The following is a 26125-nucleotide window of genomic DNA, read 5'->3' as shown; positions in this document are numbered from 1 at the left end:
TTTCATTTCTGCAATTAGGTTTATAATAGGTAAGGCAGGCCATTTGGACTGCATGATCTGTGTATTTGACACAATGTAGACACAGGTGTATGGTATTAAAAGCATTTTAAGAATTATGGAGGAATGTCTCATGGTGACAACGGTGCAGCGTACGTTCCGAAAGGAAGTTCTACATGCATTACATAAAGCCAAAGAAGTCAACCATGCTGTCTTAATAAGCTATTCGAGACAAATTGAGTCTCTTGACCCTCTATCATTTTTCAATTACGGAGCAAAAAAATATACAGGCAATCGATTTTTTTGGTCAGAACCTGAAAGTGAATTGACAATAGTCGGTCTTGGCAAAGAAGCTGTTTTCCAGACGAATCAAAAAAACGACGAGCGGTATCGCGAGGTTTTTGAACAATGGGAGCGCTTTAAAAAGACGGCTTTTCATATTTATGAAGAAGAAAAGCTGCAGCATTCTGCAGTGGGACCTGTGTTATTCGGAGGCTTTTCCTTTGACCCTTACGAAGAAAGAGGTGCTCAATGGGACCATTTCTCGGAAGGGGATTTCTTTGTGCCTTCGCTTATGCTGACAATGTCTGCTGACAGTTCGTTTTTAACAGTCAACAGATGGGTCAGCGGAGAAGATGATGCAGAAGCTGTGTTGGAAGGCTTAAAAGCTTTTGCAGCGGAATTTATGGTCCCCGATGTAAATCAAGAAGATCAGGCTGTGATGACAGCATCTCAGGAGCTGGATAAGTCTGATTGGCTGAAAGCAATCGAAACGGCAACAAGCCAGATTAAAGAGAATCAATATGATAAAGTGGTTCTTGCCAGAGAGCTGCTGCTCACGTTTGACGGCCCGGTCAAAATGGAACCGGTGCTTAAAACGCTTTTGACCGATCAGCAGACAAGCTATGTTTTTGCAATCGAACAAGAATGCAAAACCTTTGTCGGCGCATCCCCGGAAAGACTGATCAAAAGAGACGGCAACACTGTCATGTCTACTTGTCTGGCAGGTTCCATAAAGCGCGGCTCCGATGAAGAAGAAGACCGCCGCATCGGCCTTGAATTATTAAACGATGAGAAAAATCTTCTGGAGCATGATATTGTTGTAGGCATGATTCATAACGCTTTTGTATCAAGCTGTTCTGACGTTGAAAAGCCTGACGAACCTGTATTGTACAAAACGAAAAGCGTCCAGCACTTATTTACGCCGATTGTCGGACAGCTTCACGCGTCTGCTTCGCTTTTTGACTTAATTGAGAAACTGCATCCCACACCGGCGCTTGGGGGAGCACCTCAGAAAAAAGCTGTAGAAGTGATCAGAGAGATCGAACCGATGTCCCGCGGCTGGTATGCGGCTCCTGTCGGCTGGATTGACAGTCAGGATAACGGGGAATTTGCTGTTGCCATCCGTTCAGGGCTGATTGAAGGCAGCACAGCACGCCTGTTTGCCGGGTGCGGCATTGTGGAAGACTCTGAACCGCAATCGGAATACGAAGAAACACAGATTAAGTTAAAGCCGATGATCTCTGCACTGGGAGGTGAGAGACGTTGACAGTGAACCCGATTACTCATTACATCGGAAGCTTTATTGATGAATTCGCCCTTTCCGGGATTACGGACGCTGTCGTTTGTCCAGGCTCAAGATCTACACCGCTGGCAATTCTTGCTGCCGCGCATTCGGATATCAACGTCCATATCCAAATTGATGAAAGATCTGCCGGATTTTTTGCATTAGGGCTGGCAAAAGCACAGCAGCGTCCCGTGCTTCTGATTTGCACATCAGGAACAGCCGCGGCCAACTTTTATCCGGCTGTGATTGAAGCCCATTATTCAAGAGTACCGATTATAGTGTTAACTGCTGATCGGCCGCACGAGCTGCGTGAAGTAGGCGCACCTCAGGCCATTAATCAGCACTTCTTATTCGGTAACTTTGTTAAGTTTTTCACAGACTCTGCTCTTCCCGAAGAGTCGCCGCATATGCTGAGATATATCCGAACGCTGGCAGGCCGTGCTGCCGGGGAAGCGCAAAAGCGTCCAATGGGGCCTGTGCACGTGAATGTACCTCTTCGTGAGCCGCTAATGCCTGACCTTTCTGATCAGCCGTTTGAAAGAATGAGAACTGGGCGTCACGTGTCAGTGAAAATGGGTACGCAATCCGTGGACCGGGACTCTCTGTCTGACGTGGCTATGATGTTGAAAGAGGCCGAAAAAGGCATGATCGTCTGCGGGGAACTCCACAGTGATGCTGATCAGCAAAAAATTGTGGAGCTGTCAAAAGCGCTGCATTATCCAATTTTAGCTGACCCGCTGTCTAACCTGCGGAACGGCGTTCATGATAAAAGCACCGTTATAGATGCGTATGACTCATTTTTGAAGGATGATGAGCTGAAGTCAGCACTGCGGCCTGATGTCGTGATCCGTTTCGGACCGATGCCTGTTTCAAAGCCGGTTTTCTTGTGGCTGAAGGATGACCCAGCCATTCAGCAGATTGTAATTGATGAGGATGGCGGCTGGAGAGACCCGACACAGGCAAGCGCACATATGATTCACTGCAGCCCGTCTAGTTTTGCCGAGGCGATCATGGCTGAACATACTGGAGTGGACCGAACTTTGGATTGGCTGGAAAAATGGCAGATTGTGAACCAGCGTTTCCGTGAATATCTGCAAACGGTCAGCAATGAAGAGGTTTCATTTGAGGGCAACCTCTATCGAATCCTCCAGCATCTTGTGCCTGAAAATAGCTCGCTGTTTGTCGGAAACAGCATGCCAATCAGGGATGTCGATACGTTTTTCGAAAATCAGAACCGCAATTTCCGTATCTATTCAAACCGTGGCGCAAATGGGATTGATGGTGTTGTCTCTTCTGCCATGGGCGTTTGTGAAGGAACAAAAGCACCTGTGACACTCGTGATCGGGGATTTGTCTTTTTATCATGATTTAAACGGGCTGCTGGCGGCTAAAAAACTGGGCATTCCGCTTACTGTGATCCTCGTAAACAATGACGGCGGAGGGATTTTTTCATTTTTGCCGCAGGCATCTGAAAAGACACACTTTGAAAATTTGTTCGGCACGCCGACCGGGCTCGATTTCAAGCATGCGGCTGAGCTTTACGGGGGCACGTATTCATGCCCGGCTTCGTGGGATGAATTTAAAGCATCATACGCACCGCAGGCTGATAAGCCCGGCCTTCACATTATAGAAATCAAAACTGATCGCCAATCAAGAGTTCAGCTTCATCGTGATATGCTGAATGAGGCTGTGCGGGAAGTGAAAAAACAATGGGAACTGTAAGCATAACTGTTGCAGACGGCGTCCGCTATGCTGTGACAGATGATCGGCCGAATGCTTCTGATGCCATAGTCTGTCTGCACGGGTTTACCGGCAGCAAACAATCCTGGGCCTTTCTGGACCAGTTGCTGCCTGATTCTCGTGTCATCAAAATTGATTGCTTAGGGCACGGAGAAAGTGATGCCCCGTTGAATGGAAAAAGATATAGCACGAGCCGGCAAGTTTCAGACCTTGCCGAAATATTTGATCATTTAAAACTTCACAAAGTGAAACTTATTGGTTATTCTATGGGGGGAAGGCTTGCATATTCCTTTGCCATGACATACCCCGAACGGATATCAGCGCTTGTGCTCGAAAGCACGACGCCCGGCCTTAAAACCCTCGGGGAACGGAAAGAACGAATCTTGCGGGATCGGAAGCTTGCCGATTTTATTTTGCGTGACGGGATCAAAGCCTTTGTCGACTATTGGGAAGGCATCCCTTTGTTTTCGACGCAGCAGCGGCTTGCTGAAGACGTTCGGCAAAGGATACGGTCGGGCCGTCTGAGAAACAATAACATTGGACTGGCCAACAGTTTAATCGGTATGGGTACCGGTTCACAGCCTTCCTGGTGGAGCCGGTTAAAAGATATTGCGGCGCCTGTGCTTCTCATCTGCGGAGAATGGGACGAGAAGTTTTGCGCCATTAATCAAGAGGTGCATAAGAAGCTTCCATCTAGTAGAATAGAGATTGTTCCTGAAGCAGGCCATACAGTGCATGTGGAACAGCCGCGTTTTTTTGGTAAAATAGTGAGTGAGTATTTAACAAACTTATAACTCGTTCATATGGAAAAATAGAGGAGGTCATATCATGGCTGTAGAATGGAAAACTGAACGTACATACGATGAAATACTGTATGAAACGTATAATGGTATTGCAAAAATAACTATCAACCGCCCTGAGGTACATAATGCGTTTACCCCTAAGACGGTTGCTGAAATGATTGATGCATTTGCTCGCGCGAGAGATGATCAAAACATCGGCGTTATCGTGCTTGCCGGTGCCGGAGACAAAGCGTTTTGTTCTGGAGGAGACCAAAAAGTGCGCGGGCACGGCGGTTATGTAGGCGACGATCAAATTCCGCGTTTAAACGTCCTGGATCTTCAGCGTTTAATTCGCGTCATTCCGAAACCTGTTGTTGCGATGGTATCCGGATATGCGATCGGCGGAGGACACGTGCTTCACATCGTATGTGACTTGACAATCGCTGCCGACAATGCGATTTTCGGACAAACCGGCCCTAAAGTGGGAAGCTTTGACGCAGGTTACGGTTCAGGCTACCTGGCTCGAATCGTAGGACATAAAAAAGCTCGTGAAATCTGGTACCTGTGCCGTCAGTACAACGCGCAGGAAGCGCTGGATATGGGACTTGTCAACACAGTTGTTCCTTTGGAACAGCTTGAAGAAGAAACGATTAAATGGTGTGAAGAAATGCTTGAGAAAAGCCCGACCGCACTTCGTTTTCTTAAAGCAGCGTTTAACGCGGACACAGACGGACTTGCTGGAATTCAGCAGTTTGCAGGGGATGCAACCCTTCTTTACTACACAACTGATGAAGCAAAAGAAGGCCGTGATTCCTTTAAGGAAAAACGCAAACCGGATTTCGGTCAATTCCCGCGTTTTCCGTGATCAGCAGATACGTATGAAACGAACAGCTTGAGCCATTGCGGTCCAAGCTGTTTTCTTTTCAATAAAGTAATTTTACCTCGGAGATGATGACATGCTGACAGAACAGCCCAACTGGCTCCTGCAACGGGCACAGCTAACACCTGAGAGAATCGCTCTCATTTATGGAGATCAAACCGTGACATTTGCTGAATTATTTGCCGCATCCAAACGAATGGCGTCCCAGCTCTCCGCTCATTCTTTTCGAAAAGGGGACACCGCGGCTCTTCTGCTCGGAAACCGGGCGGAGATGGTATATGCCGTACACGCGTGCTTTTTGCTCGGCGTAAAAGCGGTGCTGCTGAATACAAAGCTGTCTAAACATGAAAGGCTGTTCCAGCTGGAGGATTCCGGCGCCCGCTTTTTATTGACGGATGAAAGTTTTGACATGCAGGATTATGAGCATATGATTGAAACCATTAATGTGGATGAACTGGTAAAAGAAGATGCACAGGATATTGAAATTGAGCCATACATGCAAATGGATGCAACGGCGACTCTTATGTATACCTCCGGGACAACCGGCAAGCCCAAGGGAGTTCAGCAAACGTTTGGAAATCATTATTTCAGTGCGGTGTCTTCTGCTCTTAATTTGGGTATAACAGAACAAGACCGCTGGCTTATCACGCTGCCGCTCTTTCATATCAGCGGACTGTCCGCATTATTTAAATCTGTGATTTACGGAATGACGGTCGTGCTTCACCAGCGTTTTTCCGTAAGTGATGTATTGGATTCTATCGACAGGCATCAAGTTACGATTATTTCTGCGGTTCAGACAATGCTGGCAAGTCTTTTGGCAGAAATAAGCTACTGCCCGTCATCCCTCAGATGCATCCTGCTCGGCGGAGGTCCTGCGCCGCTTCCTTTGCTGGAAGAATGCCGAGAGAAAGGCTTCCCCGTCTTTCAATCATACGGAATGACGGAGACATGCTCACAAATCGTTACTCTCTCGCCGGAATTCAGTATGGAAAAGCTCGGATCAGCAGGAAAACCGCTGTTTTCATGCGAAATCAAAATTGAGCGGGACGGAAAAGCGTGTGAGCCGTTTGAACACGGTGAAATTATGGTGAAAGGCCCGAATGTGATGAAAAGCTATTTCAACCGGGAAAGCGCAAATAAAGCATCCTTTCAAAATGGCTGGCTGAAAACAGGCGATCTCGGTTATTTGGACAGTGAAGGGTTTTTATATGTATTAGACAGGCGATCAGATCTTATCATTTCAGGCGGAGAAAATATTTATCCCGCTGAAGTGGAGTCTGTGCTGCTTTCTCATCCGGCTGTTGCAGAAGCCGGCGTTTCAGGCGCGGAGGACATAAAATGGGGAAAAGTGCCTCATGCTTATCTTGTGCTCCATCAGCCTGTCAGCGCTGAAGAACTGACCGTTTTTTGCAAAGAACGATTGGCGAAATATAAAGTTCCGGCAAAATTCTTTGTATTAGACCGCCTGCCGCGCAATGCGTCGAATAAGCTATTGCGAAATCAGCTGAAGGATGCGCGTAAAGGAGAACTGTTATGATCGAAATAGAAAAAATTACGCTTTATCATTTGAGCATGAATCTAAAAAAACCGTTCAAAAACAGTATTGAGACGCTTCAGGAGCGCAAATTTTTGATCGTGGAAGCCATCGATATATCCGGAGTTACAGGATGGGGAGAAGTGTCTGCATTCTCCTCACCGTGGTACACCGAGGAAACGATTGGCACTTGTCTGCATATGCTGAAGGATTTTTTTATTCCTAATGTCGTCGGACGTGAATTCAGCCACCCTTCCGAAGTGCCGGACAGCTTGGCGCGCTATAAAGGTAACAGGATGGCAAAAGCGGGGCTTGAATCGGCTGTTTGGGATATTTATGCAAAAAAGAAGGGGATTTCTCTTGCGGAGGCATTAGGAGGGACAAGAGACAAAGTCCCTGCCGGAGTCGTTGTCAGCCTAGCGCCTCTTGAGGATATGCTGAAAGAAATTGAGGCTTATCAAAAAGAAGGCTATCAAAGAATAAAAATTAAAATTCAGCCAGGACAAGATGTGGAATTGGTAAAAGCTATCCGCACCCGATTCCCTGGCATCCCGCTTATGGCTGATGCGAATTCCTCTTATGAACTCAAGGATATCAGCCGCTTAAAGGAGCTTGACGAATATCATTTAATGATGATTGAACAGCCGCTCCAAGCTGATGATATTGTTGATCACCGCCACTTGCAGAAGCATATGAAAACGGCGATTTGCCTTGACGAAAGCATTTGCTCAGCTGATGACGCGAGACGGGCGATTGAGCTGGGAAGCTGCAAAGTAATTAATATCAAGCCTTCTCGTGTCGGCGGATTGACGGAAGCTCTGAAAATCCATGATCTGTGCAAGGAGCACAATATGCCGGTTTGGTGCGGAGGAATGCTGGAGACTGGCATTTCAAGAGCGCAAAACGTGGCGCTGGCTTCCTTGCCCCAATTTACGATACCGGGCGATATTTCGTCATCTTCAAGGTATTGGGATGAGGATATCGTGACCCCTGATATCCGTATCGATAACGGATTTATTTCTGTGTCGAAAGAGCCCGGTTTAGGGGTTGAAGTAAATCAGGAAATCATGCGAAAATATGTGACCAAAATGGATGTTTTCACACAGCATGGATGAGAAAAAGGCATTTTATCAATTTGAGAGAATGTGAGTGTGCTGTTAGAGTAAAAGCGTTGAATACATCCCTTCTCGTTTGACCGGCTGCTGAACCAGCCGGTTTTTTTATGCAAAAAATATCTTGACAGAAATGGACAAACGCGATAATTTTGCACTAAGGAAACTTTTTGTCCTATATAAACAAAACATGCTTTTGTCTAATTAAATGTCACATGTCTAAGAAAACACAACATAAGATAAAACAACAGGACATCGATGACAAAGAGGAGGGAACAAATGAAAAAAAGAGGACTGATAGCGGCATTGATCCTTGCATGCCTTGCTTTAACGGGCTGTGGATCAGAGTCTTCCGGTAAAAGTTCTGATCAGCGGCTGCAAGTGACGGCAACGACATCCCAAATTGCGGACGCGGCTGAAAAAATCGGCGGAAAGCATGTGAAGGTCACTTCTTTAATGGGACCGGGAGTAGACCCGCACCTTTACAAAGCGTCACAAGGTGATACGAGAAAATTGACATCAGCAGACGTTGTGCTGTACAGCGGCTTGCATCTCGAAGGGAAGATGGAAGACATTCTCCGTAAAATCGGTGAACAAAAACAAGCGGCGGCGGTTGCCGAAGCGATTCCGAAAAGCAAGCTTATTTCTGCGGGAAAAGGGAAGATGTATGATCCTCACGTCTGGTTCAGCATCCCATTATGGATTTACGCAATTGATGAAATCGAAGAGCAATTCAGCAAAGCGATGCCTGAGCATGCGGATGACTTTAAGAAAAACGCACAAGAGTACAAAGATAATTTGCAATATTTAGATAAAAGGGCTCGCCAGGAGGTTGCGAACATTCCGGAGAAAAGCCGTGTGCTTGTAACCGCTCATGATGCGTTTGCGTATTTTGGGAAAGAGTATGGATTTAAAGTAGAAGGCCTGCAGGGGCTCAGCACAGATTCAGATTATGGTTTAAAGGATGTACAGGACCTGGTTGAGCTTTTGGCAGAAAAACAAATTAAGGCTGTTTTTGTAGAAAGCAGCGTGTCTGAAAAATCAATTAATGCCGTGGTGGAAGGGGCTAAAGAAAAAGGCCATTCGGTGTCAATCGGCGGTCAGCTCTATTCGGATGCAATGGGTGAAAAGGGGACAAAAGAAGGCACATACGAAGGCATGTTCCGCCATAATATCAACACGATTACCGAAGCGCTTAAATAAGGAATAGAGGTGAAAGAAATGTTTCCTGTTGAGCTGGAAAATGTCACAGTCGCTTATGATAAAAAGCCCGTTCTGCAAGAGATTTCGCTGCAGGTGCCGGAGGGGAAATTAATCGGTATTATCGGCCCGAACGGCGCTGGAAAGTCCACTTTGATCAAAACGATTCTCGGTCTTGTGCCCCGTGCCTCAGGAGACATCTCCATTTACGGCGAAACTTATAAACAACAGCGGACAAGAATCGGATATGTGCCGCAGCGAGGTTCGGTTGATTGGGATTTTCCTACCAGCGCTCTGGATGTCGTGCTGATGGGAAGGTACGGCCGAATCGGCTTGCTGAAAAGACCGAAAAAGGCAGACGCGGAAATGGCTGAAGCGGCTTTGGAAAAAGTTGGCATGCTCGATTATGCGAACAGGCAGATCAGCCAGCTGTCAGGGGGCCAGCAGCAGCGGGTATTCCTTGCCCGGGCACTCTGTCAGGACGCTGACATTTACTTTATGGATGAACCGTTTGCCGGCGTGGATGCAGCGACGGAGCGGGCAATCATGACTCTTTTGGCGGAGCTTAAGGAGAAGGGCAAAACCGTACTTGTCGTCCACCATGACCTGCAAACCGCCGAAGACTATTTCGATTGGATATTGCTGCTTCATTTAAGGAAAATCGCCTTCGGACCGGCGGAGAAAGTATTTACGATTGAAAACCTTCAAAAAACGTATGGAGGAAGGCTGATATTTCTGAAAGATAAAGTGCTGGCAGAAGGTAATAAGGGGTGAGCGCATTGATAGAAAGTTTGTGGCTGCAGCTCCAGCATCCGAATACACAGTGGGTGTTGGCCGGGACGCTTTTGCTCGGTGCAGCAAGCGGCGTGTTAGGGAGCTTTGTGCTGCTTAGAAAACAAAGTTTAATCGGAGATGCGATGGCCCATTCTGCCCTGCCGGGTGTGTGTCTCGCTTTTCTGTTCACCGGAGAAAAATCACTCCCTTTCTTTTTGCTCGGCGCAGCGCTTGCAGGGCTTCTCGGAACATGGCTGATTCAGCTGATACCGCGGCTGTCAAAAACAAAAGAGGACTCGGCAATCGGGATCGTTCTCTCTGTGTTCTTTGGCGTCGGTATTATACTGCTGACATATATTCAGCAGCTGGGGTCGGGAAGCCAAAGCGGACTTGATACCTTTCTGTTCGGCCAGGCTGCTTCATTAGTCAGACAGGATATCATTCTTATTGCGGGAGTATCCGCCGTTTTATTGCTGCTTTGTACTGTCTTTTTTAAGGAATTTAAAATTATCACCTTTGATATCGCATTTGCAAAGGGATTGGGATTGCCGGTACGTTTTTTAAACGGACTTTTGGCCTGTCTTATTGTCTGCGCTGTTGTGATAGGGCTTCAAACTGTAGGTGTCATCTTAATGGCAGCTATGCTCATTACACCCGCGATTGCCGCAAGATATTGGACCGAGCGTTTAACGGGCATGATCCTGATTGCCGGGATGACAGGCGGGATCAGCGGCGTGTCCGGAACATTGCTGAGTACAACAATGGAGGGCATGGCGACGGGGCCTTTGATGATTTTATCGGCAACGATCATTTTTCTTTTTTCGATGATTTGTGCACCTAAGCGGGGACTGGCTGCTAAAGGGATAAGATTAATAAGGCTGCGTAGAAAAACAAACCGGGAGCAGGTGCTTTTGACGATTTTTGAGCAGTATGAACATAAGGAAATATATGTAACGGAGGAAAGTATACGAAAGAAAAGGCGGCTTTCACCTTCATCATGTCATAAAGTTTTGAATGATTTGGAAAAAGAGAGGTGCGTTGCACGGATTGAAAACGGGGTTTGGAAAGTGACACAGGCTGGGATAGAAAAAGGTTATCTGACGGCTTTAGAATATCGGATGTATGAAATGTACCTCATGCATGAAATGGATATGGAAAAAGCAGGTGCGGATCAGGATGATTTTGTGCCGGACCGATTGCCGGAGGCTACAAGAGATAGGCTTCTTTCACTTTTGAAGCTGCATGACAGGATGCCTGAGCTTCGTAAGCCATACCCTGAAATCGAGAAGGGGAAGATTGCCAATGAGCTTTGAAGCGTGGATTATAGTGACGGGCATACTAGTCGGTGTCAGCTGTGCGTTGATCGGAACATTTCTTGTATTAAGGAGAATGGCAATGCTGGCCGATGCCATCAGCCATACTGTTTTGCTTGGAATTGTTAGTGCTTTTCTTGTGACAAAAAGCCTTGACGGGATTCCTATGTTCATCGGTGCAGCCGTGTCGGGACTGTTAACGGCATTTTTGGTACAGCTTCTTCACAGCAAAGGGGTTCAATCAGATGCCGCCATAGGCGTTGTTTTTACTTCCTTATTTGCAGTTGGTGTTATTTTGTTATCAGTATATGGAGCGAATGTCCATCTCGATATTGAACATTCATTGATGGGAGAAATCGCTTTTGTGCCATGGAATACGATCACGGTATTCGGAGTGGACATCGGGCCAAAAGCGTTTTGGATGCTGGTTGTTGTGCTGCTTTTCAATATAACGATGGTCAGTGTGTGCTATAAGGAGTTCAAAATTTCTTCGTTTGATCCGCAAATGGCTTTGGCCATCGGAATACCGGTCATGCTGATTCATTACCTCCAGATGGGGATGCTGTCGCTTACGACCGTTGCCTCCTTTGATTCGGTCGGCGCCATATTGGTTGTGGCGATGCTGGTTGTTCCGCCGGCTGCCGCCCATCTATTAACGGATCGGCTGCTTTATATGCTGATTATCAGCGCGGCCATCGGAGGGCTGTCAGCTCTATTGGGCTATATCTGCGCAACATGGCTCAATGTTTCCATCTCCGGAGCGATGGCGGCAATGACAGGAGTTTTTTATGCAGGTGCCTTTTTATTTTCGCCGTCAAACGGAGTGATGACGAAAAAGATAAGAATGCTCACAACTGAAAAAGAAAGAGCTGTCTGATGCCAGCTCTTTCTTTTGATTTTTACAAATCTTGCGGTTTAAACGTTTTGCAGTCTGTTTCCCGGCTGTTTTCGGCAGTCTCGCCAGTATGGCTGACAACATAAATGGCATCGGCTGTGCATCTGTTGCCTTTGTCCCAATAAGAACAGTTGTTGACCTCGCATAGGATTTTCTGGTCCATGCCATCCCCTCCTTATAAAGGTTCAAGCTTAGTATAGCCGGAGGGCTAGGGCCCTATTCTTCCTGCTGGCGGATATACCGTTTATCCTTCATAAACAGCTTCCAGAAGAAGTAGAAGCCTGGGAACAGGATAATGAATGCAACGATATATGTCATAAACAGCGCTCTGAACGTGGCGGGCTCGGTGAAACCGGACATGATCGTCACGTCAGGATAAATCATATAAGGGAGGTGGGCGCGGCCGTACGCGTAGCTTGCCAGGAAATACTGTATCGCAATCGCGACAAGCGCCAGTCTGGGTTTTCCAATCTTTTTGCCGAAGCTTTTGTTAGGCAGAAAAAGTGCTATGCCTGCGATGATAAATGTAATAAACGACGCAATAATCCAGGAAAAATCATTCATCATTCCAGTATAAAGCCAGTTTGCTTCATTCCGCATCGTAAGCATAATGCATACGGCAAATAGGAGCGAAATCGGGCCGGTGATTAAGGCGCTTTTTCTGTACGCCGTATAGGCGTCCTGTTCCTCAGCCACATTCGAAACATCCGCCAGCAGCAGGGAGGATAAAAATAAAGTGCTTAAAATCGCAAACCCTATAAATGAATAGGCGTTTGGGCTTGTCAAAATGGTAGACATATTCAAGCTGTATACGCCGTCTGTGTTTTCGATAAATCCACCGTGTGTCACCGGGAGAACCAAAATCAGAACAGCGGGAATAATAAAACCGGAGATGCCGGAAATATATCTGAGCAATTTCCTTTCCTTCGCTGTGTTTGAAAAAACGAGAAATCCGCTTCGGATTGCTAAAAGCAATAAAATAATGCTGCCGGGAATTAATAAAACAGTTCCGAGCACAAACGTCGCACCTGGAAAAAAGCTGAAAAGCGCAACGACGATGGCCACGATAAAGACGTTAGTGACCTCCCAAGTCGGCGACAGAAAGCGGTTTGCGATATCAGTTGCCTTCATATGCTCCTTGTTTAAATAGATCATAGACCAAAATCCCGCTCCGAAATCCATTGTGGCCATGACGGCGTAAATAAACACAAAACCCCAAATAATTGAGATGGCGATCAGAGCGTCAGTTGAAATGTCCATTTGTCGATCTTCCTTCCATTTAGTTTCCTGCTTGCGAAGCTATTAAGACTCCGCCGTATTTAAATCCTCATCCACAGGGTGCTTTTTGAAATAGTAAAGCAGCACATAAACGACAGCTGCGCCCAACACGGCGTAAACAAATGTGAAAAACAGAAAGAGCACACCGATCGAGCCTGTCGTCGTGACGACATCTGATGTTTTCAGCAGATGATAGATGACCCACGGCTGTCTCCCCGTACAAGCGAAAATCCAGCCGAATTCAATTCCGATAATGCTGAGAGGACCGGCCGTCATGAAAATCAACAGCAGCCAGGTTGGAAAACGATCTTTCTTTAATACTTTTCTCCAGACGACACCGATAATGGAATAAAGAATAAGCAGCATTCCGACACCGACCATCGCATTAAATAACGTGTGGATAAAAAGCGGCGGCCATTCGTCTCTCGGAAACGCATTTAATCCTTTTACAACAGTGTCAAAACTGTTGGCTGCCAAAAAGCTTAATGCCCACGGAATCTCGATTGCCCATTTCACTTTTTCCTCTTCCGGATCGGTAAATCCGCCGATTGCAAGCGGGGCATGGGATCTTGTTTCAAACAGGCCCTCTGCTCCGGCGAGTTTTTCCGGCTGATATTCATGCAGCATCTGTGCTGATTCGTGGCCGTTTAAGGCTGTTATCAATGAAAAGATACCGCCGATCGTCAGCGCGAGCAGCAGGGCTTTCCGGTGAAAGCGATAGACGTTTTCTTTTTTTCTCGACCGGATCATTTTGTATGCGGCAACAGAAGCAACGATAAAGGCTCCTGTCATGAACGCAGACAGAACGACATGGCCGGCGGTTACAAAAAAGCTAGGGTTAAAAAACGCGGCCCACGGATCAACATCAGTTATCTTTCCGTTTATAATTTTAAATCCGGCCGGGGTTCCTTCAAAGGCATGGACATTCGTGATCAGAATGGCAGACGCCGCGGCCCCGATCAGCACAAAGACAACAGCGATAATCCTCATGACCGGCGATAAGCGGTCTGCGGCATATACATAAATCGACATAAACAGGGCTTCGATAAAAAAAGCGTAGATTTCAATTTGGAATGGGAGGGACATGACCCGGCCGATGACTTCCATAAAACCCGGCCATAAAAGCGCGAGCTGAGTACCGGCAATGGTTCCGGTCGGAATGGCGACCCCCAGCAAAACAGCCTGTGCTTTTGTCCATCTTTTCGCCATGATGGCATAATGGTCATCCTTCGTTTTTTGATAGATCAATTCAGCTATTAAAATCATGAGCGGCAGACCGACTCCCAAGGTTGCGAAAATGATATGAAAGCCCATTGTCGTACCAAAAAGACTCCTAGCCAAAACTAAATCATCCACAATAATAAACCACCTTTCTCAAAACGATCTGTATGTAATATGGGTTTATTATTTGCTTCCTCGGTTAGATTATTCTTCCTGTTCTTAAAAGCATGAGGTTTATGAAGCGAAAGATCGGGAAACCTGTAAGGAGATTGACAAAATGTTTGTTAGGATATAAAATAAAACGTAATTATTACGATTTATTAAGGAGAGATAGACATGAAGGAAGGAATTCATCCGAAGAATCACAAAGTAATATTTCAGGATGTAAACAGCGGATACCGCTTTTTGAGCAGGTCTACCAAAACATCGGAAGAAACAGCGGAGTGGGAAGATGGAAACACATATCCGGTTATTAAAGTAGAGGTAAGCTCAGATACTCATCCGTTTTATACAGGCCGCCAGAAATTCAATGAAAAAGGCGGAAGAGTCGAGCAGTTCAACAAAAGATATAACATGGGAAAATGAGGCAGCCGCAGGGCTTGCCTTTTTTTCTGGCCTCAACATCTTGCCGATAAGATGACGAAAGGCAGAGGCTGTGATATATTGAAGAAAAAAGACCGGAAAGGAATACCGCTATGAGTCTTCTAAATGATATTCTTGACTTTAATAAAACTTTTATTGAACAAAAAGATTATGAAAAGTATCAGACATCAAAATTCCCAGATAAAAAAATGGCGATTCTTTCTTGCATGGACACTCGTTTGGTTGAATTGCTGCCGCATGCGATGAATATGCGAAACGGTGACATCAAAATAATAAAGAGTGCCGGTGCGCTTGTTACACACCCGTTCGGAAGCATTATGAGAAGTTTACTGGTTGCAGTGTACGAGCTGAACGCAGATGAAGTCTGTGTAATCGGACACCATGATTGCGGTATGAGCAAAATCAGCAGCGAAAGCATGCTTAATAGAATAAAGGAAAGAGGAATTCCGGAAGAACGCATCGAAACATTGAAGTACTCCGGAGTTGACTTTGACCAATGGTTTAAAAGCTTCGATTCAGTGGAAGCGAGCGTAAAAGACAGCGTGGACGTCATTAAACATCATCCGCTGTTCCCGGAAACTGTGCCTGTCCATGGTTTAGTCATTGATCCTGAGACAGGAAAACTGGATGTTGTCGTAAACGGCTATAACGCTTAATCTTTGCGCTTTTTTTCAGGGACGGGGTCGACACCGCCCGGATGAAATGGATGGCATTTCAAAATCCGTATGAGAGTCAGCCATCCGCCTTTAAGGGCGCCGTGCGTTTTAATGGCTTCGATTCCATATTGTGAACAAGTCGGATAAAAGCGGCATGTTGGCGGCGTCAGCGGCGAGATGAATTTTTGGTACCCTCTGATCAGAGCAATAAATATGGTTTTCATGTGTCTTCAGCAACCTTTCTGATGCAAGTATAAAAAAAATAACGCGGTTTGAAAAGTTATTCGATAATTCTTATCGGAAAGGTATGTTATAATAAAAATACATTTTTAAAAAAGGGAGAGTGCCATTATGCCTTCAGTAGAAAGTTTTGAACTTGACCATAATGCGGTTGTTGCCCCATACGTAAGACATTGCGGTGTGCATAAAGTAGGAACAGACGGTGTTGTAAATAAATTTGATATTCGTTTTTGCCAGCCGAATAAACAGGCGATGAAGCCTGATACGATTCATACACTTGAGCATTTGCTCGCGTTTACGATTCGCACTCATGCTGAGAAATATGATCATTTTGATATTATTGATATTTCGCCAATGGGCTGCCAAACCGGCTACTATCTTGTTGTCAGCGGAGAGCCGACTCCTGCGGAAATCGTTGATCTGCTTGAAGACACAATGAAGGAAGCTGTAGAAATTACAGAAATTCCGGCTGCCAATGAAAAGCAATGCGGCCAGGCGAAGCTTCATGACCTGGAAGGCGCAAAACGTTTGATGCGTTTCTGGCTGTCACAGGATAAAGAAGAATTGCTAAAAGTATTTGGCTAAATCGAAAAAAGACCTTTTTGCCCGAAAGCAAAAAGGTCTTTTTTGTGACGTTACAGATTTTGTATACCATTTACTGTAAGCGTTTGCTACTATTGAGGTAAACGACGAAAAGGGTGATGGAATGAAAAAGATGGTCGCTGCAGTACTTTTTTCTGCTGTTTTTTTACTGAACGGGTGCGGATCTGAGGAGAATAAAGCACAGACAGCAGCTGAGACGCCTGAGGTATTAGATGTAAAACTCACCGGACCGGAAAAAGTGAAGCCGGGAGAGAATGCTGCTTATCAAGCGGCGGTTTCTTACGGAGATGAAGCGGTGACAGATGCTGATGAAGTGGAGTTTGAGGTATGGAAAGACGGAGAAAAAAACGACAGCAAGATGTTTAAAGCCAAACAGGAAGATGGCGTATATCGATTTGAGACAGAGTTTAAGGAAGATGGCGTATACACTGTGCAATCTCATGTCACTGCAAAAAAACAGCACAGCATGCCGACCTTAAAAGTCCAAGTCGGAGACGCCGATGCTGCCACCAAGCAACCTGAAGAAGATCAATCACACCATCATTGACCTTTTGGGTCTGAACCGGGAGCATTTCCTTCTTGAGGAGGGTCAATCGTGTGTTTCACATTATAGGCTTTTACAGTCGTCCAAACACTTACGAGCAAAACAGCCAGCACAATCAAAATACTTATCGTAATGAGAAGCGTCATGATTCCACCTCCGTTTTCAATAATTGTAACATAGTGGAAGACATTGTGACAGACGGGTAAAATAAAGGTTTTAGCGTACGATATGAAGGGTATACACCTAATATAAACAAGGAGGAAGATAATATGTCAGAACAATTGATTCAAGCCGTGAACAAACAAGTAGCCAACTGGACGGTCATGTATGTGAAACTACATAATTATCACTGGTATGTAAAAGGGAAAGATTTTTTTACACTCCATGAAAAATTTGAGGAGCTTTATAACGAGACAGCAACTTATATTGATGATTTGGCAGAGCGTCTTTTGGCTTTGAACGGAAAACCGATCGCGACAATGAAAGAATCTTTGGAAACAGCTTCTGTAAAAGAAGCGAACGGAAACGAGACAGCAGAACAAATGGTTCAGAGTGTGTATGATGATTTTACAGTCATCGCGGAAGAACTGAAAAGCGGCATGGACTTAGCCGATGAGGTCGGAGACGAAACAACAGGGGACATGCTTCTTGCCATTCACCAAAATATTGAAAAACATAACTGGATGCTGAAAGCTTACCTTGGATAATAGAAAAGAAAGGCCGGATATCTTTGAAGATGTCCGGTTTTTGTTTTGCCTCGCAAAAATAGGCGACAACTAGTCCATTTTTCTGAAAAATCCAATCCGTTCGGCATGCTTTCCATAGAATATGGTAAGGCCGTTTCTGTGAAAGGATGTTGGGATAAATGGATAGAGACTTTGGCATCTTTTCGTTTTTTGCAGTCAGCGTTTCAGCAGCGGGGTTTTTCTTCGGAGGTTTTCAGTACTCACTCCTCATTCTGCTGTCTCTTATGGCAATTGAATTTATCAGTACGACCTTGAAAGAAACGATTATTCACAAACTGGTGTTCAAGAAGGTTTTTGCCCGTTTTGTCAAAAAATTAGTTACGTTGGCTCTGATCTCTGTCTGTCACTTTTTTGACCAGCTGCTGAATACACAGGGATCAATACGTGACTTGGCCATTATGTTTTATATTCTTTATGAATCTGTGCAAATTGTCGTGACAGCCAGCTCTCTCGGTATACCTGTTCCGGAAATGCTTGTGGATCTATTAGAAACGTTAAAAAATAAATTCAGGCGCAAACCGTAACTTTTATCTATTCGCGGGTCATAATAAAGCCCAGAGCGTCAGTCATTTACATTTTGACAAGAGCTGCGGCCAAAAGCTGTACGAGCTGGTCTGTCGTTTCAGATCCGGATGGCGTGCTGGGTTTCCCTTATTTTTTGATAAAAAGCTTCCGAAGAAACGTAACTGTGGTATGATGTATGGAAGATAGCTAGGAACGGATTTGAGGGATAAACATGTACGAGTTTAAAGATTATTATCAGAATACTGTTCAGCTCTCCTTTGACAATCAGCCCTTTTCGGACAGCCCGAAGCATGTCTGGGTCATCTGCCGTTTTGGTGACAAATGGCTTTTGACAGAACATGAGGACAGAGGCTTTGAGTTTCCGGGCGGGAAAGTGGAACCGATGGAGTGCGCGGAAGAGGCGGCGCTTCGAGAAGTAAAAGAAGAAACAGGGGCGAGAGTGAAAAGCCTCAAGTATCTCGGACAGTATAAAGTTCTCGGAAAAGAAAAGGTTATTGTGAAGAATATATATTTTGCAGATATAGAGAAGCTTGAAAAGCAAAGTGATTACTTTGAAACGAAAGGGCCGGTTCTGTTTCGTGAACTTCCGGAAAACCTGCCCCGCAATAAAAAATTCAGCTTTATTATGAAGGATTCTGTGCTTCCCATCAGTTTAAAAAAACTGAAAGAAGCGGGATGGATCAACTAAAGACCCGGCTATCCGCCGGGTTTTTTATGTTCTGCCCTTCGTCCACTTCTTTTCTAACAGTTCTACGCCCTGATACATCAGGGTGGCAAATACAGCAATGATCAACAGGCTTAAGAAGACGAGTGTAAAATTGAAGACTTGGAATCCGTAAATAATCATGTATCCTAATCCGACCTTTGAAACAAGAAACTCGCCTACGATAACACCGACCCACGATAAACCGACGTTTACCTTCAGTGTTGAAATAATAGCGGGCGAAGATGCGGGAAGAATCGCTTCTTTAAAAATAACCCACTTGTTTGCGCCGAATGTTTTCATTACTTTAATATAGTTTTCATCCACCTCTTGAAAGGCGGTATAAACGACGATCGTTGTGATGATGACACTGATGACCGCTCCCATCGCGATAATGCTGACAAAGCCGGGACCGAGCGCGACAATCAGAATAGGTCCGAGCGCCACTTTCGGCATTGCATTTAAAATGACCAGATACGGATCTAATATTCTGGCAAGCCGATTGGACCACCATAACAGCGCGGCAAGACACGTGCCCAGGAAAGTCCCCAGCAAAAAGCCAAGCACCGTCTCAAATAAAGTAACCCCGATATGCGACAGCAATGAGCCGTCAGCAAGCTTTTCTATCAGTAAACGCCATACGGCTGACGGCGAGCTGAAGATCAAAGGATCAATCCAGCCCTGTCTGCTTGCGATTTCCCATCCGGAGAAAAAGAGGATAAATATCGCAAGCTGAAAAGAATGTACATTCCATTTCTCTTTTTTCTGTTTAAATTGATATTGCTCGTGAAGCAGATCAATTGTTTCTTTGCTGTTTCTCAAGAGAATTCAGCTCCTTCCATATCGTTTGAAACAGCGTCTGGAAGGATGGCTCCTGCCGGGCGTCAAAAGGCATCATCGCAGCCAATTCTCTAGGGATTGTAAAAATTTGATGAATGGTGCCCGGCTGATTAGAAAATAAAAAGATGGTATCACTCATCGCAATCGCTTCTCCTATATCATGAGTGACAAGCACCGCTGTTTTTTGATATTCCTTTAATGTGCGGAAAACGAGGTTTTCCAAAGACAGCTTCGTTTGAAAATCAAGCGCGGAAAATGGCTCATCCAGCAACAGCAGACTTGGATTTGGGGCTAGAGTTCTTGCAAGCGCGGCCCGCTGCCTCATCCCGCCTGACAGCTCCTTAGGATATTTCTTTTCAACATCAACGAGACCCAGATCCGGCAAAAGACCAAGTGCTGCGGCCTTGTTTTCTTCAGTAAGCGTGTCGGCAATTTTTAAACCGAGGAGCACATTTTCCTCAATGGATTTCCAGGGAAATAAGTAATCCTGCTGAAGCATGTAGCCAATGTTATGTTCTTTTTGATTCGGCTCGCGGCCTTCAATCAGAACTCTGCCTTCCGAAGGTTCAATTAAGCCTGCAATTATGGAAAGCAGTGTTGTTTTTCCGCAGCCGCTCGGACCGAGAAATGAGATGAAATCGCCTTTTTCGGCATCGAAATGAATGTCCTGTACGGCGGTGGTTTTTTCTTTAATAGAAAAATAAGTATGAGTTACATGGTCGACATGTAAAAAAGACATAGATGGCGCCTCCTATTTTTCCGAGGTGACTTTTTCGGCGATGTGTTTGTTCACAAGCTGACTGTATGGTATATGCTTTGGCAGTTCACCCGACTGATCCATAATCGTTTGGAGCAGTTCCCATTCTTTTTCGTTGAGGAGCGGGTCTGGAGAATACGAATTTTGTTTTTTGTAGCGTTCAATGGACGTTTCGATGACATCTGGATCTGTATCGTCAAATTCATTTTTTATCGCTTCTGTGATGTCCTTCGCTGAGTGGTTTTCCACCCACTGCTGCGCTTTATAAATAGCTCTCGTGAATTTGACGGCTGTATCCTCGTTTTTCTTTAAATAGCTTTGTTTTGCCATAAATGTTGTATAAGGAACCTGGCCTGATTCTTCACCGAACGAAGCAACGATGTGGCCGATGCCTTCTTTCTCAAAGAGTGAAGCAGTCGGTTCAAAAAGCTGGACATACTCACCGGTTCCGGAAGCAAAGGCATTGGATATATTGGCGAAGTCTATGTTTTGGATGAGTTCAATATCCTTATGCGGATCAATGTGGTGTTGGTTCAGCACATACTCGCCGACCATTTGCGGCATACCGCCTTTTCTTTGGCCGAGAAAAGTCTTTCCTTTCAGCTGATCCCAGCTGAAATTTTCGGCATCTTCTCTTGCGACAAGGAACGTTCCGTCTGTCTGAGTCAGCTGTGCGAAGTTAATGACAGGGTCTTTAGCCCTTTGCGATTCGACATAAATGGATGTTTCTGAACCGACAAGAGCAATGTCCGAGCCGTTTGAAAGAAGCGAAGTCATCGTTTTATCGCCGCCCCAGGTCGTATTGACGTCGACATCAAGGCCTTCATCCTTGAAAAAGCCTTTAGATTCTGCAACATATAAAGGTGCATAAAAAATGGAATGGGTCACTTCGGCTACTTTTACTTTCGTGAGTGTTTCTTCCTGCTTGCAAGCGCTCAGGGCAATGATGAGAAACACACTGCAAACGCAGAAACAGCCCAGCCTTAACCATTTGTTCACATGACAACCTCCTTATTTAGCATCAAGTTAATATCCTTTTTTGCTTTACATATCGTATGATGGGTATAAAAATGTGTGAATGCCCAATCCGGGTTACAGGATTTATTTTTAAAGGCAGGAAAGAATAAAGAAAAAAGGAGGCGGAAGCATTGATTGTTGAGAAAAGAAGATTTCCGTCGCCGAGCCGGCATGTGCGCTTGTTTACCATCTGCTACCTTTCAAATGGCTTAAAAGTGAAAGGGCTGCTGGCGGAGCCGGCGGCACCTGGGCAATATGACGGTTTTTTATATTTGCGCGGCGGTATTAAAAGTGTTGGAATGGTCAGACCGGGCCGAATTATCCAGTTTGCGTCCCAAGGATTTGTTGTATTTGCCCCCTTTTACAGAGGGAACCAGGGAGGAGAGGGCAACGAGGATTTTGCAGGAGAAGACAGAGAGGATGCTTTTTCAGCTTTTCGCCTGCTCCAGCAGCATCCGCAAGTGAAAAAGAACAGAATTCATATTTTCGGTTTCTCCAGAGGCGGCATCATGGGAATGCTTACTGCGATTGAAATGGGACGGCATGCGGCTTCGTTCGTTTCGTGGGGAGGCGTCAGTGATATGATTCTTACATATGAAGAGCGGCAGGATTTACGAAGAATGATGAAAAGAGTGATTGGGGGAACGCCGAAAAAGGTGCCTGACGAATACAAATGGCGAACGCCTTTTGACCAAGTGAACAAAATTGAGGCACCCGTTTTATTAATTCACGGAGAAAAAGATCAAAACGTTTCCATTCAGCATTCGTATTTATTTGAGGAGAAATTAAAACAGCTGTACAAGCCTGTAGAGACGTGGTACTACAGTACATTCACACATTATTTTCCGCCGAAGGAAAACCGGCGTATTGTGCGGCAGCTCACGCAGTGGATGAAAAACCGCTGACGGTGAAATATGTTATGATATAGAAAAAAGAGAACGAAAGGGGATTTCAATTTGGGAATGCCTGTTGAATTTAATACATTGATTGTGACAAAAGGAAAAGAAGTTCGCATAGATGAAAATATATTCAGATTAGAGAAAGACGGGTATCGTATTTATCCAATGGAGATTCCGATGGATGTCAGCAAAACAAAGTTTGGTGAAAAGTCAGGCACAGCCGAAGTGCAGAAGCTTGAATGGACAGACGGGCGGACAATCATTACGTACAAGCTGACTTCCTTGCATACAGTCAATTAAAACAAGCCAAGAGCTTAATTGCTCTTGGCTTTTGCTTTTTTATACGAGAGGCCCGCCTGCTTGAGCGATGGCATCTGTATTTGTGAACTTTTTGAAGTTTTCTTTGAATTCGTTTGCCAGATACACAGCCTTTTCTCTGTATTCCTCTTTGTTATTCCACGTGTTTTCCGGCTGTAGGATATGATCGGGAACATCCGGAACATGAACCGGGATGTGCAGGCCGAAAATATCGTCAGTGGTCATTTGCACATTTTCTAATTTGCCTTCAATCGCTGCTTTTACCATCGCCCGTGTGTATGAAAGCTTCATGCGTTCGCCTGTGCCGTAGCCGCCGCCGGTCCAGCCTGTGTTGACCAAGTAAACGTCTGCACCGTGTTCGTCGATCTTTTTGCCGAGCATCTCCGCATATACATGGGCCGGGAGCGGAAGGAACGGTGAACCGAAGCATGTGGAGAATGTCGTCTCAGGAGACGTGACGCCGCGTTCGGTTCCAGCTAGTTTACTCGTATATCCGCTTAAGAAGTGGTACATAGCCTGCTCCTTCGTCAGCTTGCTGATTGGCGGCAGAACGCCGAATGCATCAGCCGTCAGAAATACAATCGCTGACGGGTGGCCCGCAATGCTCGGAGACACAATGTTGTCGATCATATGAATCGGGTAAGCGGCACGTGTGTTTTCTGTAAAGAAGGAATCATCGTAATTGGCTTCACGCGTATCTTCATCTACAACAACATTTTCGAGAACGGATCCAAACCGAATCGCTTTAAAAATCTGCGGTTCCTTTTCTTCGCTTAAATGAATACACTTGGCATAGCATCCGCCTTCGATATTGAAGACACCGGTATCCGACCAGCCGTGTTCATCATCACCGATCAGTTTCCGGTCAGCATCCGCCGAAAGGGTGGTCTTTCCTGTTCCTGACAGGCCGAAGAAAAGCGCGACATCGCCTTTTTCACCGACATTAGCGGAGCAATGCATGGATAAAATATCTCGCTCAGGCAGCAGGAAATTCATGATGGAGAAAATTGATTTTTTCATTTCTCCGGCATACTCCGTTCCGCCGATTAAAATCGTGCGCTTTTCGAAAGAAACAATAATAAAGGTTTCTGAATGTGTGCCGTCTGTTTTTGGGTCCGCTTTGAAATGCGGAGCGGAAAGAATGGTAAACGGCTGTTCGACTGTTTTTTTATCATTGTCTTCAGGGCGGATAAACAGCTGTCTGGCAAATAAATTGTGCCATGCAAATTCATTAACGACGGTGATCGGCAGTCTGTATTTTTCATCGGCACCGGCAAATCCTTCGAAAACAAACAGCTCATCTCGCTGTTTCAGATAGCTGACAACTTTCGTGTACAGCCGGTCAAACGCTTCCTCGGAAATAGGCTGATTCACCGGACCCCAATCAATCTTACTCTTTGTGCTTGCTTCTTCTACAATGAATTTATCCTTCGGCGAACGTCCCGTGTAAGCGCCTGTGGTCGCCCGGACGGCACCCGTCGATGTCAAAATGCCTTCGCTGCGGGAAAGTACTTTTTCTGTAAGCTGAGCTGCAGATAAATTATGCTGCACATTAGGACTTGTTAATAAGGCTTGCAAATCAGCGGTTAAATCAACTGAGTTCATAAGAAACCTTCCTTTATCATTTTATTTGTGTTTTGCTAATTGTGAATTAGTATAACATATATTTTCAAATAGTCTATACTATTTATCGTTTTTTGTGTGTGCATTTCCATTGTTTTCCCTCAATATAGGTGCCTATTTCTTCTGAATCATATTGACATTGCAAACCCTTTTACGATAAGATATTTCATTGAGCGGATACTCTTATCCCGAGCTGGCGGAGGGACAGGCCCTATGAAGCCCAGCAACCGGTTTCTCTATTATTCATTATGTTCAAATTGTGTGAGACAACCAAGGTGCTAACCTGATGCAAGGTTGAATGATTCCTTGAGCGATAAGAGTGAAAGGCACAAAGACCAAACCCTTTCCTCGAACGGAAAAGGTTTTTTTATTTCATAAATATGCCAATTAACATCTCTAATATAAACGTAACATTGTATAAGAGGGAGCGAGTTCCGTATCATATATATAAGGTCTTTCGGGAGGCCTTGTGCAGGAGGAAGCAAATCATGAGTAAAAATCGTCGTTTATTTACATCAGAATCTGTTACGGAGGGGCATCCGGATAAAATCTGTGACCAGATTTCTGACAGCATTTTAGATGAAATTTTAAAGAAAGACCCTAACGCGCGTGTTGCTTGTGAAACGTCTGTGACAACTGGTTTGGTTCTTGTCAGCGGAGAAATCACAACTTCTACGTATGTTGACATTCCAAAAACGGTTCGTGAAACGATTAAAGAAATCGGATACACACGTGCAAAATACGGATTTGATGCGGAAACTTGTGCGGTTTTAACATCAATTGACGAGCAGTCTGCTGATATTGCGATGGGTGTAGACCAAGCGCTTGAAGCCCGTGAAGGCACAATGAGCGACGAAGAAATTGAAGCAATCGGAGCTGGTGACCAAGGTTTAATGTTCGGTTATGCGTGCAACGAAACGAAAGAGCTCATGCCTCTTCCGATTTCACTTGCTCATAAATTAGCCCGCCGCTTGAGTGAAGTGCGTAAAGAAGATGTTCTTCCTTACCTTCGCCCTGACGGCAAAACACAGGTAACGGTTGAGTATGATGAAAATAACAAACCTGTCCGCATTGACGCGATTGTTATTTCAACTCAGCACCACCCTGAAATTACGCTTGAGCAAATTCAGCGCAACATTAAAGAACATGTCATCAATCCGGTTGTTCCTGAAGAATTAATTGATGAAGAAACAAAATACTTCATTAACCCTACAGGCCGTTTCGTCATTGGAGGACCTCAAGGGGATGCGGGGCTTACAGGACGTAAAATCATCGTTGATACGTACGGCGGCTACGCACGTCACGGCGGCGGCGCGTTCTCTGGTAAAGATGCGACGAAAGTAGACCGTTCAGCTGCTTATGCTGCAAGATACGTTGCGAAAAACATCGTTGCGGCTGAGCTTGCAGATTCTTGCGAAGTGCAGCTTGCTTACGCGATCGGTGTTGCACAGCCTGTGTCTATCTCAATCAACACATTCGGTTCCGGAAAAGCTTCGGAGGAAAAACTGATTGAAGTTGTGCGCAATAACTTTGATTTACGACCTGCCGGCATTATCAAAATGCTTGATTTACGCCGTCCGATCTACAAACAGACTGCCGCGTACGGCCACTTTGGACGCCACGATGTTGACCTTCCGTGGGAGCGTACAGACAAAGCGGAACAGCTGCGTAAAGAAGCGTTAGGAGAATAATTTTATAGCCGCTTACTGGTTAAGCGGCTTTCCCTTTTTTATCGATGTATCCATGTTTATTTTTTTAC

General features: G+C 45.3%; 29 protein-coding genes and 1 riboswitch. Of the genes, 20 read left to right on the top strand and 9 right to left on the bottom strand.

Annotated elements, in window-relative coordinates:
- Positions 1-130 precede the first annotated feature (130 nt).
- From P3L57_RS15180 to P3L57_RS15135, 10 genes are all read left to right on the top strand, one after another.
- Complete coding sequence (locus P3L57_RS15180; protein ID WP_069487020.1) at positions 131-1546, top strand: isochorismate synthase; 1416 nt, start codon at positions 131-133, stop codon at positions 1544-1546.
- Positions 1543-3285, top strand: a complete 1743-nt coding sequence (menD, locus tag P3L57_RS15175; RefSeq protein WP_277617447.1) for a 2-succinyl-5-enolpyruvyl-6-hydroxy-3-cyclohexene-1-carboxylic-acid synthase — start codon at positions 1543-1545, stop codon at positions 3283-3285. The genes P3L57_RS15180 and menD overlap by 4 nt, the downstream gene beginning before the upstream one ends.
- Entirely contained in the window at positions 3273-4097 is an 825-nt protein-coding gene (menH, locus tag P3L57_RS15170; protein ID WP_059335647.1) for a 2-succinyl-6-hydroxy-2,4-cyclohexadiene-1-carboxylate synthase, read from the top strand. Before menD ends, menH begins: the two co-directional genes overlap by 13 nt.
- Positions 4098-4131: 34 nt before the next feature.
- A complete protein-coding gene (gene menB, locus P3L57_RS15165; protein WP_010331603.1) occupies positions 4132-4950 on the top strand; it encodes a 1,4-dihydroxy-2-naphthoyl-CoA synthase in 819 nt (272 codons plus the stop codon).
- Between the two features lie 91 nt (positions 4951-5041).
- Positions 5042-6502 (top strand): o-succinylbenzoate--CoA ligase, encoded by a 1461-nt coding sequence (locus P3L57_RS15160; protein ID WP_044153665.1) that lies wholly within the window; start codon positions 5042-5044, stop codon positions 6500-6502.
- Positions 6499-7614: an o-succinylbenzoate synthase gene (gene menC, locus P3L57_RS15155; protein WP_044153666.1), complete on the top strand. Its 1116-nt coding sequence runs from the start codon at positions 6499-6501 to the stop codon at positions 7612-7614. The genes P3L57_RS15160 and menC overlap by 4 nt, the downstream gene beginning before the upstream one ends.
- Before the next feature lie 276 nt (positions 7615-7890).
- Positions 7891-8814 (top strand): metal ABC transporter solute-binding protein, Zn/Mn family, encoded by a 924-nt coding sequence (locus tag P3L57_RS15150; RefSeq protein WP_069487022.1) that lies wholly within the window; start codon positions 7891-7893, stop codon positions 8812-8814.
- 18 nt (positions 8815-8832) lie between these two features.
- Entirely contained in the window at positions 8833-9585 is a 753-nt protein-coding gene (locus tag P3L57_RS15145) for a metal ABC transporter ATP-binding protein (protein WP_069487023.1), read from the top strand.
- A gap of 5 nt (positions 9586-9590) precedes the next feature.
- A complete protein-coding gene (locus P3L57_RS15140) occupies positions 9591-10898 on the top strand; it encodes a metal ABC transporter permease (protein WP_069487399.1) in 1308 nt (435 codons plus the stop codon).
- Positions 10888-11775, top strand: a complete 888-nt coding sequence (locus P3L57_RS15135) for a metal ABC transporter permease (protein WP_069487024.1) — start codon at positions 10888-10890, stop codon at positions 11773-11775. The genes P3L57_RS15140 and P3L57_RS15135 overlap by 11 nt, the downstream gene beginning before the upstream one ends.
- A 22-nt stretch (positions 11776-11797) precedes the next feature.
- On the opposite strand, the gene P3L57_RS15130 is transcribed toward P3L57_RS15135, so the two are convergent.
- Genes P3L57_RS15130 through P3L57_RS15120 form a run of 3 tightly spaced genes read right to left on the bottom strand, consistent with a single transcriptional unit; the run spans position 11798 to position 14427 of the window.
- Positions 11798-11956: a DUF1540 domain-containing protein gene (locus P3L57_RS15130; RefSeq protein WP_010331596.1), complete on the bottom strand. Its 159-nt coding sequence runs from the start codon at positions 11954-11956 to the stop codon at positions 11798-11800.
- Between the two features lie 53 nt (positions 11957-12009).
- Positions 12010-13053, bottom strand: a complete 1044-nt coding sequence (locus tag P3L57_RS15125; protein WP_024122596.1) for a cytochrome d ubiquinol oxidase subunit II — start codon at positions 13051-13053, stop codon at positions 12010-12012.
- Between the two features lie 42 nt (positions 13054-13095).
- Positions 13096-14427 (bottom strand): cytochrome ubiquinol oxidase subunit I, encoded by a 1332-nt coding sequence (locus P3L57_RS15120; protein WP_044153676.1) that lies wholly within the window; start codon positions 14425-14427, stop codon positions 13096-13098.
- Positions 14428-14628: 201 nt separating this feature from the next.
- Here P3L57_RS15120 and P3L57_RS15115 point away from each other — a divergent pair, with 201 nt between their 5' ends.
- Together P3L57_RS15115 and P3L57_RS15110 are read left to right on the top strand one after the other, a co-directional pair.
- A complete protein-coding gene (locus P3L57_RS15115) occupies positions 14629-14877 on the top strand; it encodes a type B 50S ribosomal protein L31 (RefSeq protein ID WP_010331593.1) in 249 nt (82 codons plus the stop codon).
- 110 nt (positions 14878-14987) lie between these two features.
- Complete coding sequence (locus P3L57_RS15110) at positions 14988-15551, top strand: beta-class carbonic anhydrase (RefSeq protein WP_024122594.1); 564 nt, start codon at positions 14988-14990, stop codon at positions 15549-15551.
- Here the strand turns inward: P3L57_RS15110 and yidD are convergent.
- Entirely contained in the window at positions 15548-15775 is a 228-nt protein-coding gene (gene yidD / locus P3L57_RS15105) for a membrane protein insertion efficiency factor YidD (protein ID WP_010331591.1), read from the bottom strand. The two genes, P3L57_RS15110 and yidD, sit on opposite strands and share 4 nt — an antisense overlap.
- A gap of 127 nt (positions 15776-15902) precedes the next feature.
- Here yidD and P3L57_RS15100 point away from each other — a divergent pair, with 127 nt between their 5' ends.
- Positions 15903-16376 carry an S-ribosylhomocysteine lyase gene (locus P3L57_RS15100; protein WP_010331590.1) on the top strand — a complete coding sequence of 158 codons (474 nt, stop codon included), beginning with the start codon at positions 15903-15905 and terminating at the stop codon, positions 16374-16376.
- 121 nt (positions 16377-16497) lie between these two features.
- A complete protein-coding gene (locus tag P3L57_RS15095; protein ID WP_044153681.1) occupies positions 16498-16941 on the top strand; it encodes a FixH family protein in 444 nt (147 codons plus the stop codon).
- Here the strand turns inward: P3L57_RS15095 and ytzI are convergent.
- On the bottom strand, positions 16935-17084 hold the full coding sequence (gene ytzI / locus P3L57_RS15090) for a YtzI protein (RefSeq protein WP_044153683.1): 150 nt from the start codon (positions 17082-17084) through the stop codon (positions 16935-16937). The two genes, P3L57_RS15095 and ytzI, sit on opposite strands and share 7 nt — an antisense overlap.
- Positions 17085-17207: 123 nt before the next feature.
- Here ytzI and P3L57_RS15085 point away from each other — a divergent pair, with 123 nt between their 5' ends.
- The 3 genes from P3L57_RS15085 to ytkD all read left to right on the top strand — a co-directional run bounded on the left by P3L57_RS15085 (position 17208) and on the right by ytkD (position 18897).
- Positions 17208-17645 (top strand): Dps family protein, encoded by a 438-nt coding sequence (locus P3L57_RS15085; RefSeq protein ID WP_010331587.1) that lies wholly within the window; start codon positions 17208-17210, stop codon positions 17643-17645.
- Positions 17646-17803: 158 nt separating this feature from the next.
- Positions 17804-18208, top strand: a complete 405-nt coding sequence (locus tag P3L57_RS15080; protein WP_044153684.1) for a phage holin family protein — start codon at positions 17804-17806, stop codon at positions 18206-18208.
- A gap of 212 nt (positions 18209-18420) precedes the next feature.
- Complete coding sequence (gene ytkD, locus P3L57_RS15075) at positions 18421-18897, top strand: RNA deprotection pyrophosphohydrolase (protein WP_044153687.1); 477 nt, start codon at positions 18421-18423, stop codon at positions 18895-18897.
- A gap of 24 nt (positions 18898-18921) precedes the next feature.
- Here ytkD and P3L57_RS15070 read toward each other — a convergent pair whose 3' ends face one another.
- The 3 genes from P3L57_RS15070 to P3L57_RS15060 are packed head-to-tail and all read right to left on the bottom strand — an operon-like array spanning position 18922 to position 21508.
- Positions 18922-19734, bottom strand: coding sequence for an ABC transporter permease (locus P3L57_RS15070; RefSeq protein ID WP_059352153.1), 813 nt, complete (start codon positions 19732-19734; stop codon positions 18922-18924).
- Entirely contained in the window at positions 19709-20491 is a 783-nt protein-coding gene (locus P3L57_RS15065; RefSeq protein WP_024122588.1) for an ABC transporter ATP-binding protein, read from the bottom strand. The genes P3L57_RS15070 and P3L57_RS15065 overlap by 26 nt, the downstream gene beginning before the upstream one ends.
- Before the next feature lie 12 nt (positions 20492-20503).
- Positions 20504-21508, bottom strand: coding sequence for an ABC transporter substrate-binding protein (locus tag P3L57_RS15060; RefSeq protein WP_044153693.1), 1005 nt, complete (start codon positions 21506-21508; stop codon positions 20504-20506).
- A gap of 149 nt (positions 21509-21657) precedes the next feature.
- Between P3L57_RS15060 and P3L57_RS15055 the strand changes: the two genes are divergently transcribed.
- Both P3L57_RS15055 and P3L57_RS15050 read left to right on the top strand, forming a co-directional pair.
- Positions 21658-22431 (top strand): alpha/beta hydrolase family protein, encoded by a 774-nt coding sequence (locus tag P3L57_RS15055; RefSeq protein ID WP_059291781.1) that lies wholly within the window; start codon positions 21658-21660, stop codon positions 22429-22431.
- A gap of 51 nt (positions 22432-22482) precedes the next feature.
- The gene (locus P3L57_RS15050) at positions 22483-22725 is read left to right on the top strand and encodes a DUF2584 domain-containing protein (protein ID WP_024122585.1); all 243 of its coding nucleotides are present in this window, start codon (positions 22483-22485) and stop codon (positions 22723-22725) included.
- Positions 22726-22764: 39 nt separating this feature from the next.
- Here the strand turns inward: P3L57_RS15050 and pckA are convergent, their stop codons facing one another.
- Complete coding sequence (gene pckA / locus P3L57_RS15045; RefSeq protein ID WP_044153700.1) at positions 22765-24348, bottom strand: phosphoenolpyruvate carboxykinase (ATP); 1584 nt, start codon at positions 24346-24348, stop codon at positions 22765-22767.
- Between the two features lie 198 nt (positions 24349-24546).
- Positions 24547-24686, top strand: a riboswitch (SAM riboswitch).
- Positions 24687-24854: 168 nt separating this feature from the next.
- Here pckA and metK point away from each other — a divergent pair.
- Positions 24855-26057, top strand: a complete 1203-nt coding sequence (gene metK / locus P3L57_RS15040) for a methionine adenosyltransferase (RefSeq protein ID WP_010331578.1) — start codon at positions 24855-24857, stop codon at positions 26055-26057.
- Positions 26058-26125: the final 68 nt, after the last annotated feature.

This window comes from Bacillus sp. B28, from assembly GCF_029536185.1.
GTDB classification, from domain to species: domain Bacteria; phylum Bacillota; class Bacilli; order Bacillales; family Bacillaceae; genus Bacillus; species Bacillus halotolerans.
The sequence above is the reverse complement of the archived record's forward strand: the minus strand, read 5'-3'. Positions and strand labels throughout refer to the sequence as shown.

What these genes read in the sequence shown, in the direction of transcription:
- P3L57_RS15180 (WP_069487020.1), top strand. Translation starts at nt 131, where the DNA reads ATGGTGACAACGGTGCAGCGTACGTTCCGAAAGGAAGTTCTACATGCA.
- menH (WP_059335647.1), top strand. Translation starts at nt 3,273, where the DNA reads ATGGGAACTGTAAGCATAACTGTTGCAGACGGCGTCCGCTATGCTGTG.
- menB (WP_010331603.1), top strand. Translation starts at nt 4,132, where the DNA reads ATGGCTGTAGAATGGAAAACTGAACGTACATACGATGAAATACTGTAT.
- P3L57_RS15160 (WP_044153665.1), top strand. Translation starts at nt 5,042, where the DNA reads ATGCTGACAGAACAGCCCAACTGGCTCCTGCAACGGGCACAGCTAACA.
- menC (WP_044153666.1), top strand. Translation starts at nt 6,499, where the DNA reads ATGATCGAAATAGAAAAAATTACGCTTTATCATTTGAGCATGAATCTA.
- P3L57_RS15150 (WP_069487022.1), top strand. Translation starts at nt 7,891, where the DNA reads ATGAAAAAAAGAGGACTGATAGCGGCATTGATCCTTGCATGCCTTGCT.
- P3L57_RS15145 (WP_069487023.1), top strand. Translation starts at nt 8,833, where the DNA reads ATGTTTCCTGTTGAGCTGGAAAATGTCACAGTCGCTTATGATAAAAAG.
- P3L57_RS15135 (WP_069487024.1), top strand. Translation starts at nt 10,888, where the DNA reads ATGAGCTTTGAAGCGTGGATTATAGTGACGGGCATACTAGTCGGTGTC.
- P3L57_RS15130 (WP_010331596.1), bottom strand. Translation starts at nt 11,956, where the DNA reads ATGGACCAGAAAATCCTATGCGAGGTCAACAACTGTTCTTATTGGGAC.
- P3L57_RS15125 (WP_024122596.1), bottom strand. Translation starts at nt 13,053, where the DNA reads ATGGACATTTCAACTGACGCTCTGATCGCCATCTCAATTATTTGGGGT.
- P3L57_RS15115 (WP_010331593.1), top strand. Translation starts at nt 14,629, where the DNA reads ATGAAGGAAGGAATTCATCCGAAGAATCACAAAGTAATATTTCAGGAT.
- P3L57_RS15110 (WP_024122594.1), top strand. Translation starts at nt 14,988, where the DNA reads ATGAGTCTTCTAAATGATATTCTTGACTTTAATAAAACTTTTATTGAA.
- yidD (WP_010331591.1), bottom strand. Translation starts at nt 15,775, where the DNA reads ATGAAAACCATATTTATTGCTCTGATCAGAGGGTACCAAAAATTCATC.
- P3L57_RS15100 (WP_010331590.1), top strand. Translation starts at nt 15,903, where the DNA reads ATGCCTTCAGTAGAAAGTTTTGAACTTGACCATAATGCGGTTGTTGCC.
- P3L57_RS15095 (WP_044153681.1), top strand. Translation starts at nt 16,498, where the DNA reads ATGAAAAAGATGGTCGCTGCAGTACTTTTTTCTGCTGTTTTTTTACTG.
- ytzI (WP_044153683.1), bottom strand. Translation starts at nt 17,084, where the DNA reads ATGACGCTTCTCATTACGATAAGTATTTTGATTGTGCTGGCTGTTTTG.
- P3L57_RS15085 (WP_010331587.1), top strand. Translation starts at nt 17,208, where the DNA reads ATGTCAGAACAATTGATTCAAGCCGTGAACAAACAAGTAGCCAACTGG.
- P3L57_RS15080 (WP_044153684.1), top strand. Translation starts at nt 17,804, where the DNA reads ATGGATAGAGACTTTGGCATCTTTTCGTTTTTTGCAGTCAGCGTTTCA.
- ytkD (WP_044153687.1), top strand. Translation starts at nt 18,421, where the DNA reads ATGTACGAGTTTAAAGATTATTATCAGAATACTGTTCAGCTCTCCTTT.
- P3L57_RS15065 (WP_024122588.1), bottom strand. Translation starts at nt 20,491, where the DNA reads ATGTCTTTTTTACATGTCGACCATGTAACTCATACTTATTTTTCTATT.
- pckA (WP_044153700.1), bottom strand. Translation starts at nt 24,348, where the DNA reads ATGAACTCAGTTGATTTAACCGCTGATTTGCAAGCCTTATTAACAAGT.
- metK (WP_010331578.1), top strand. Translation starts at nt 24,855, where the DNA reads ATGAGTAAAAATCGTCGTTTATTTACATCAGAATCTGTTACGGAGGGG.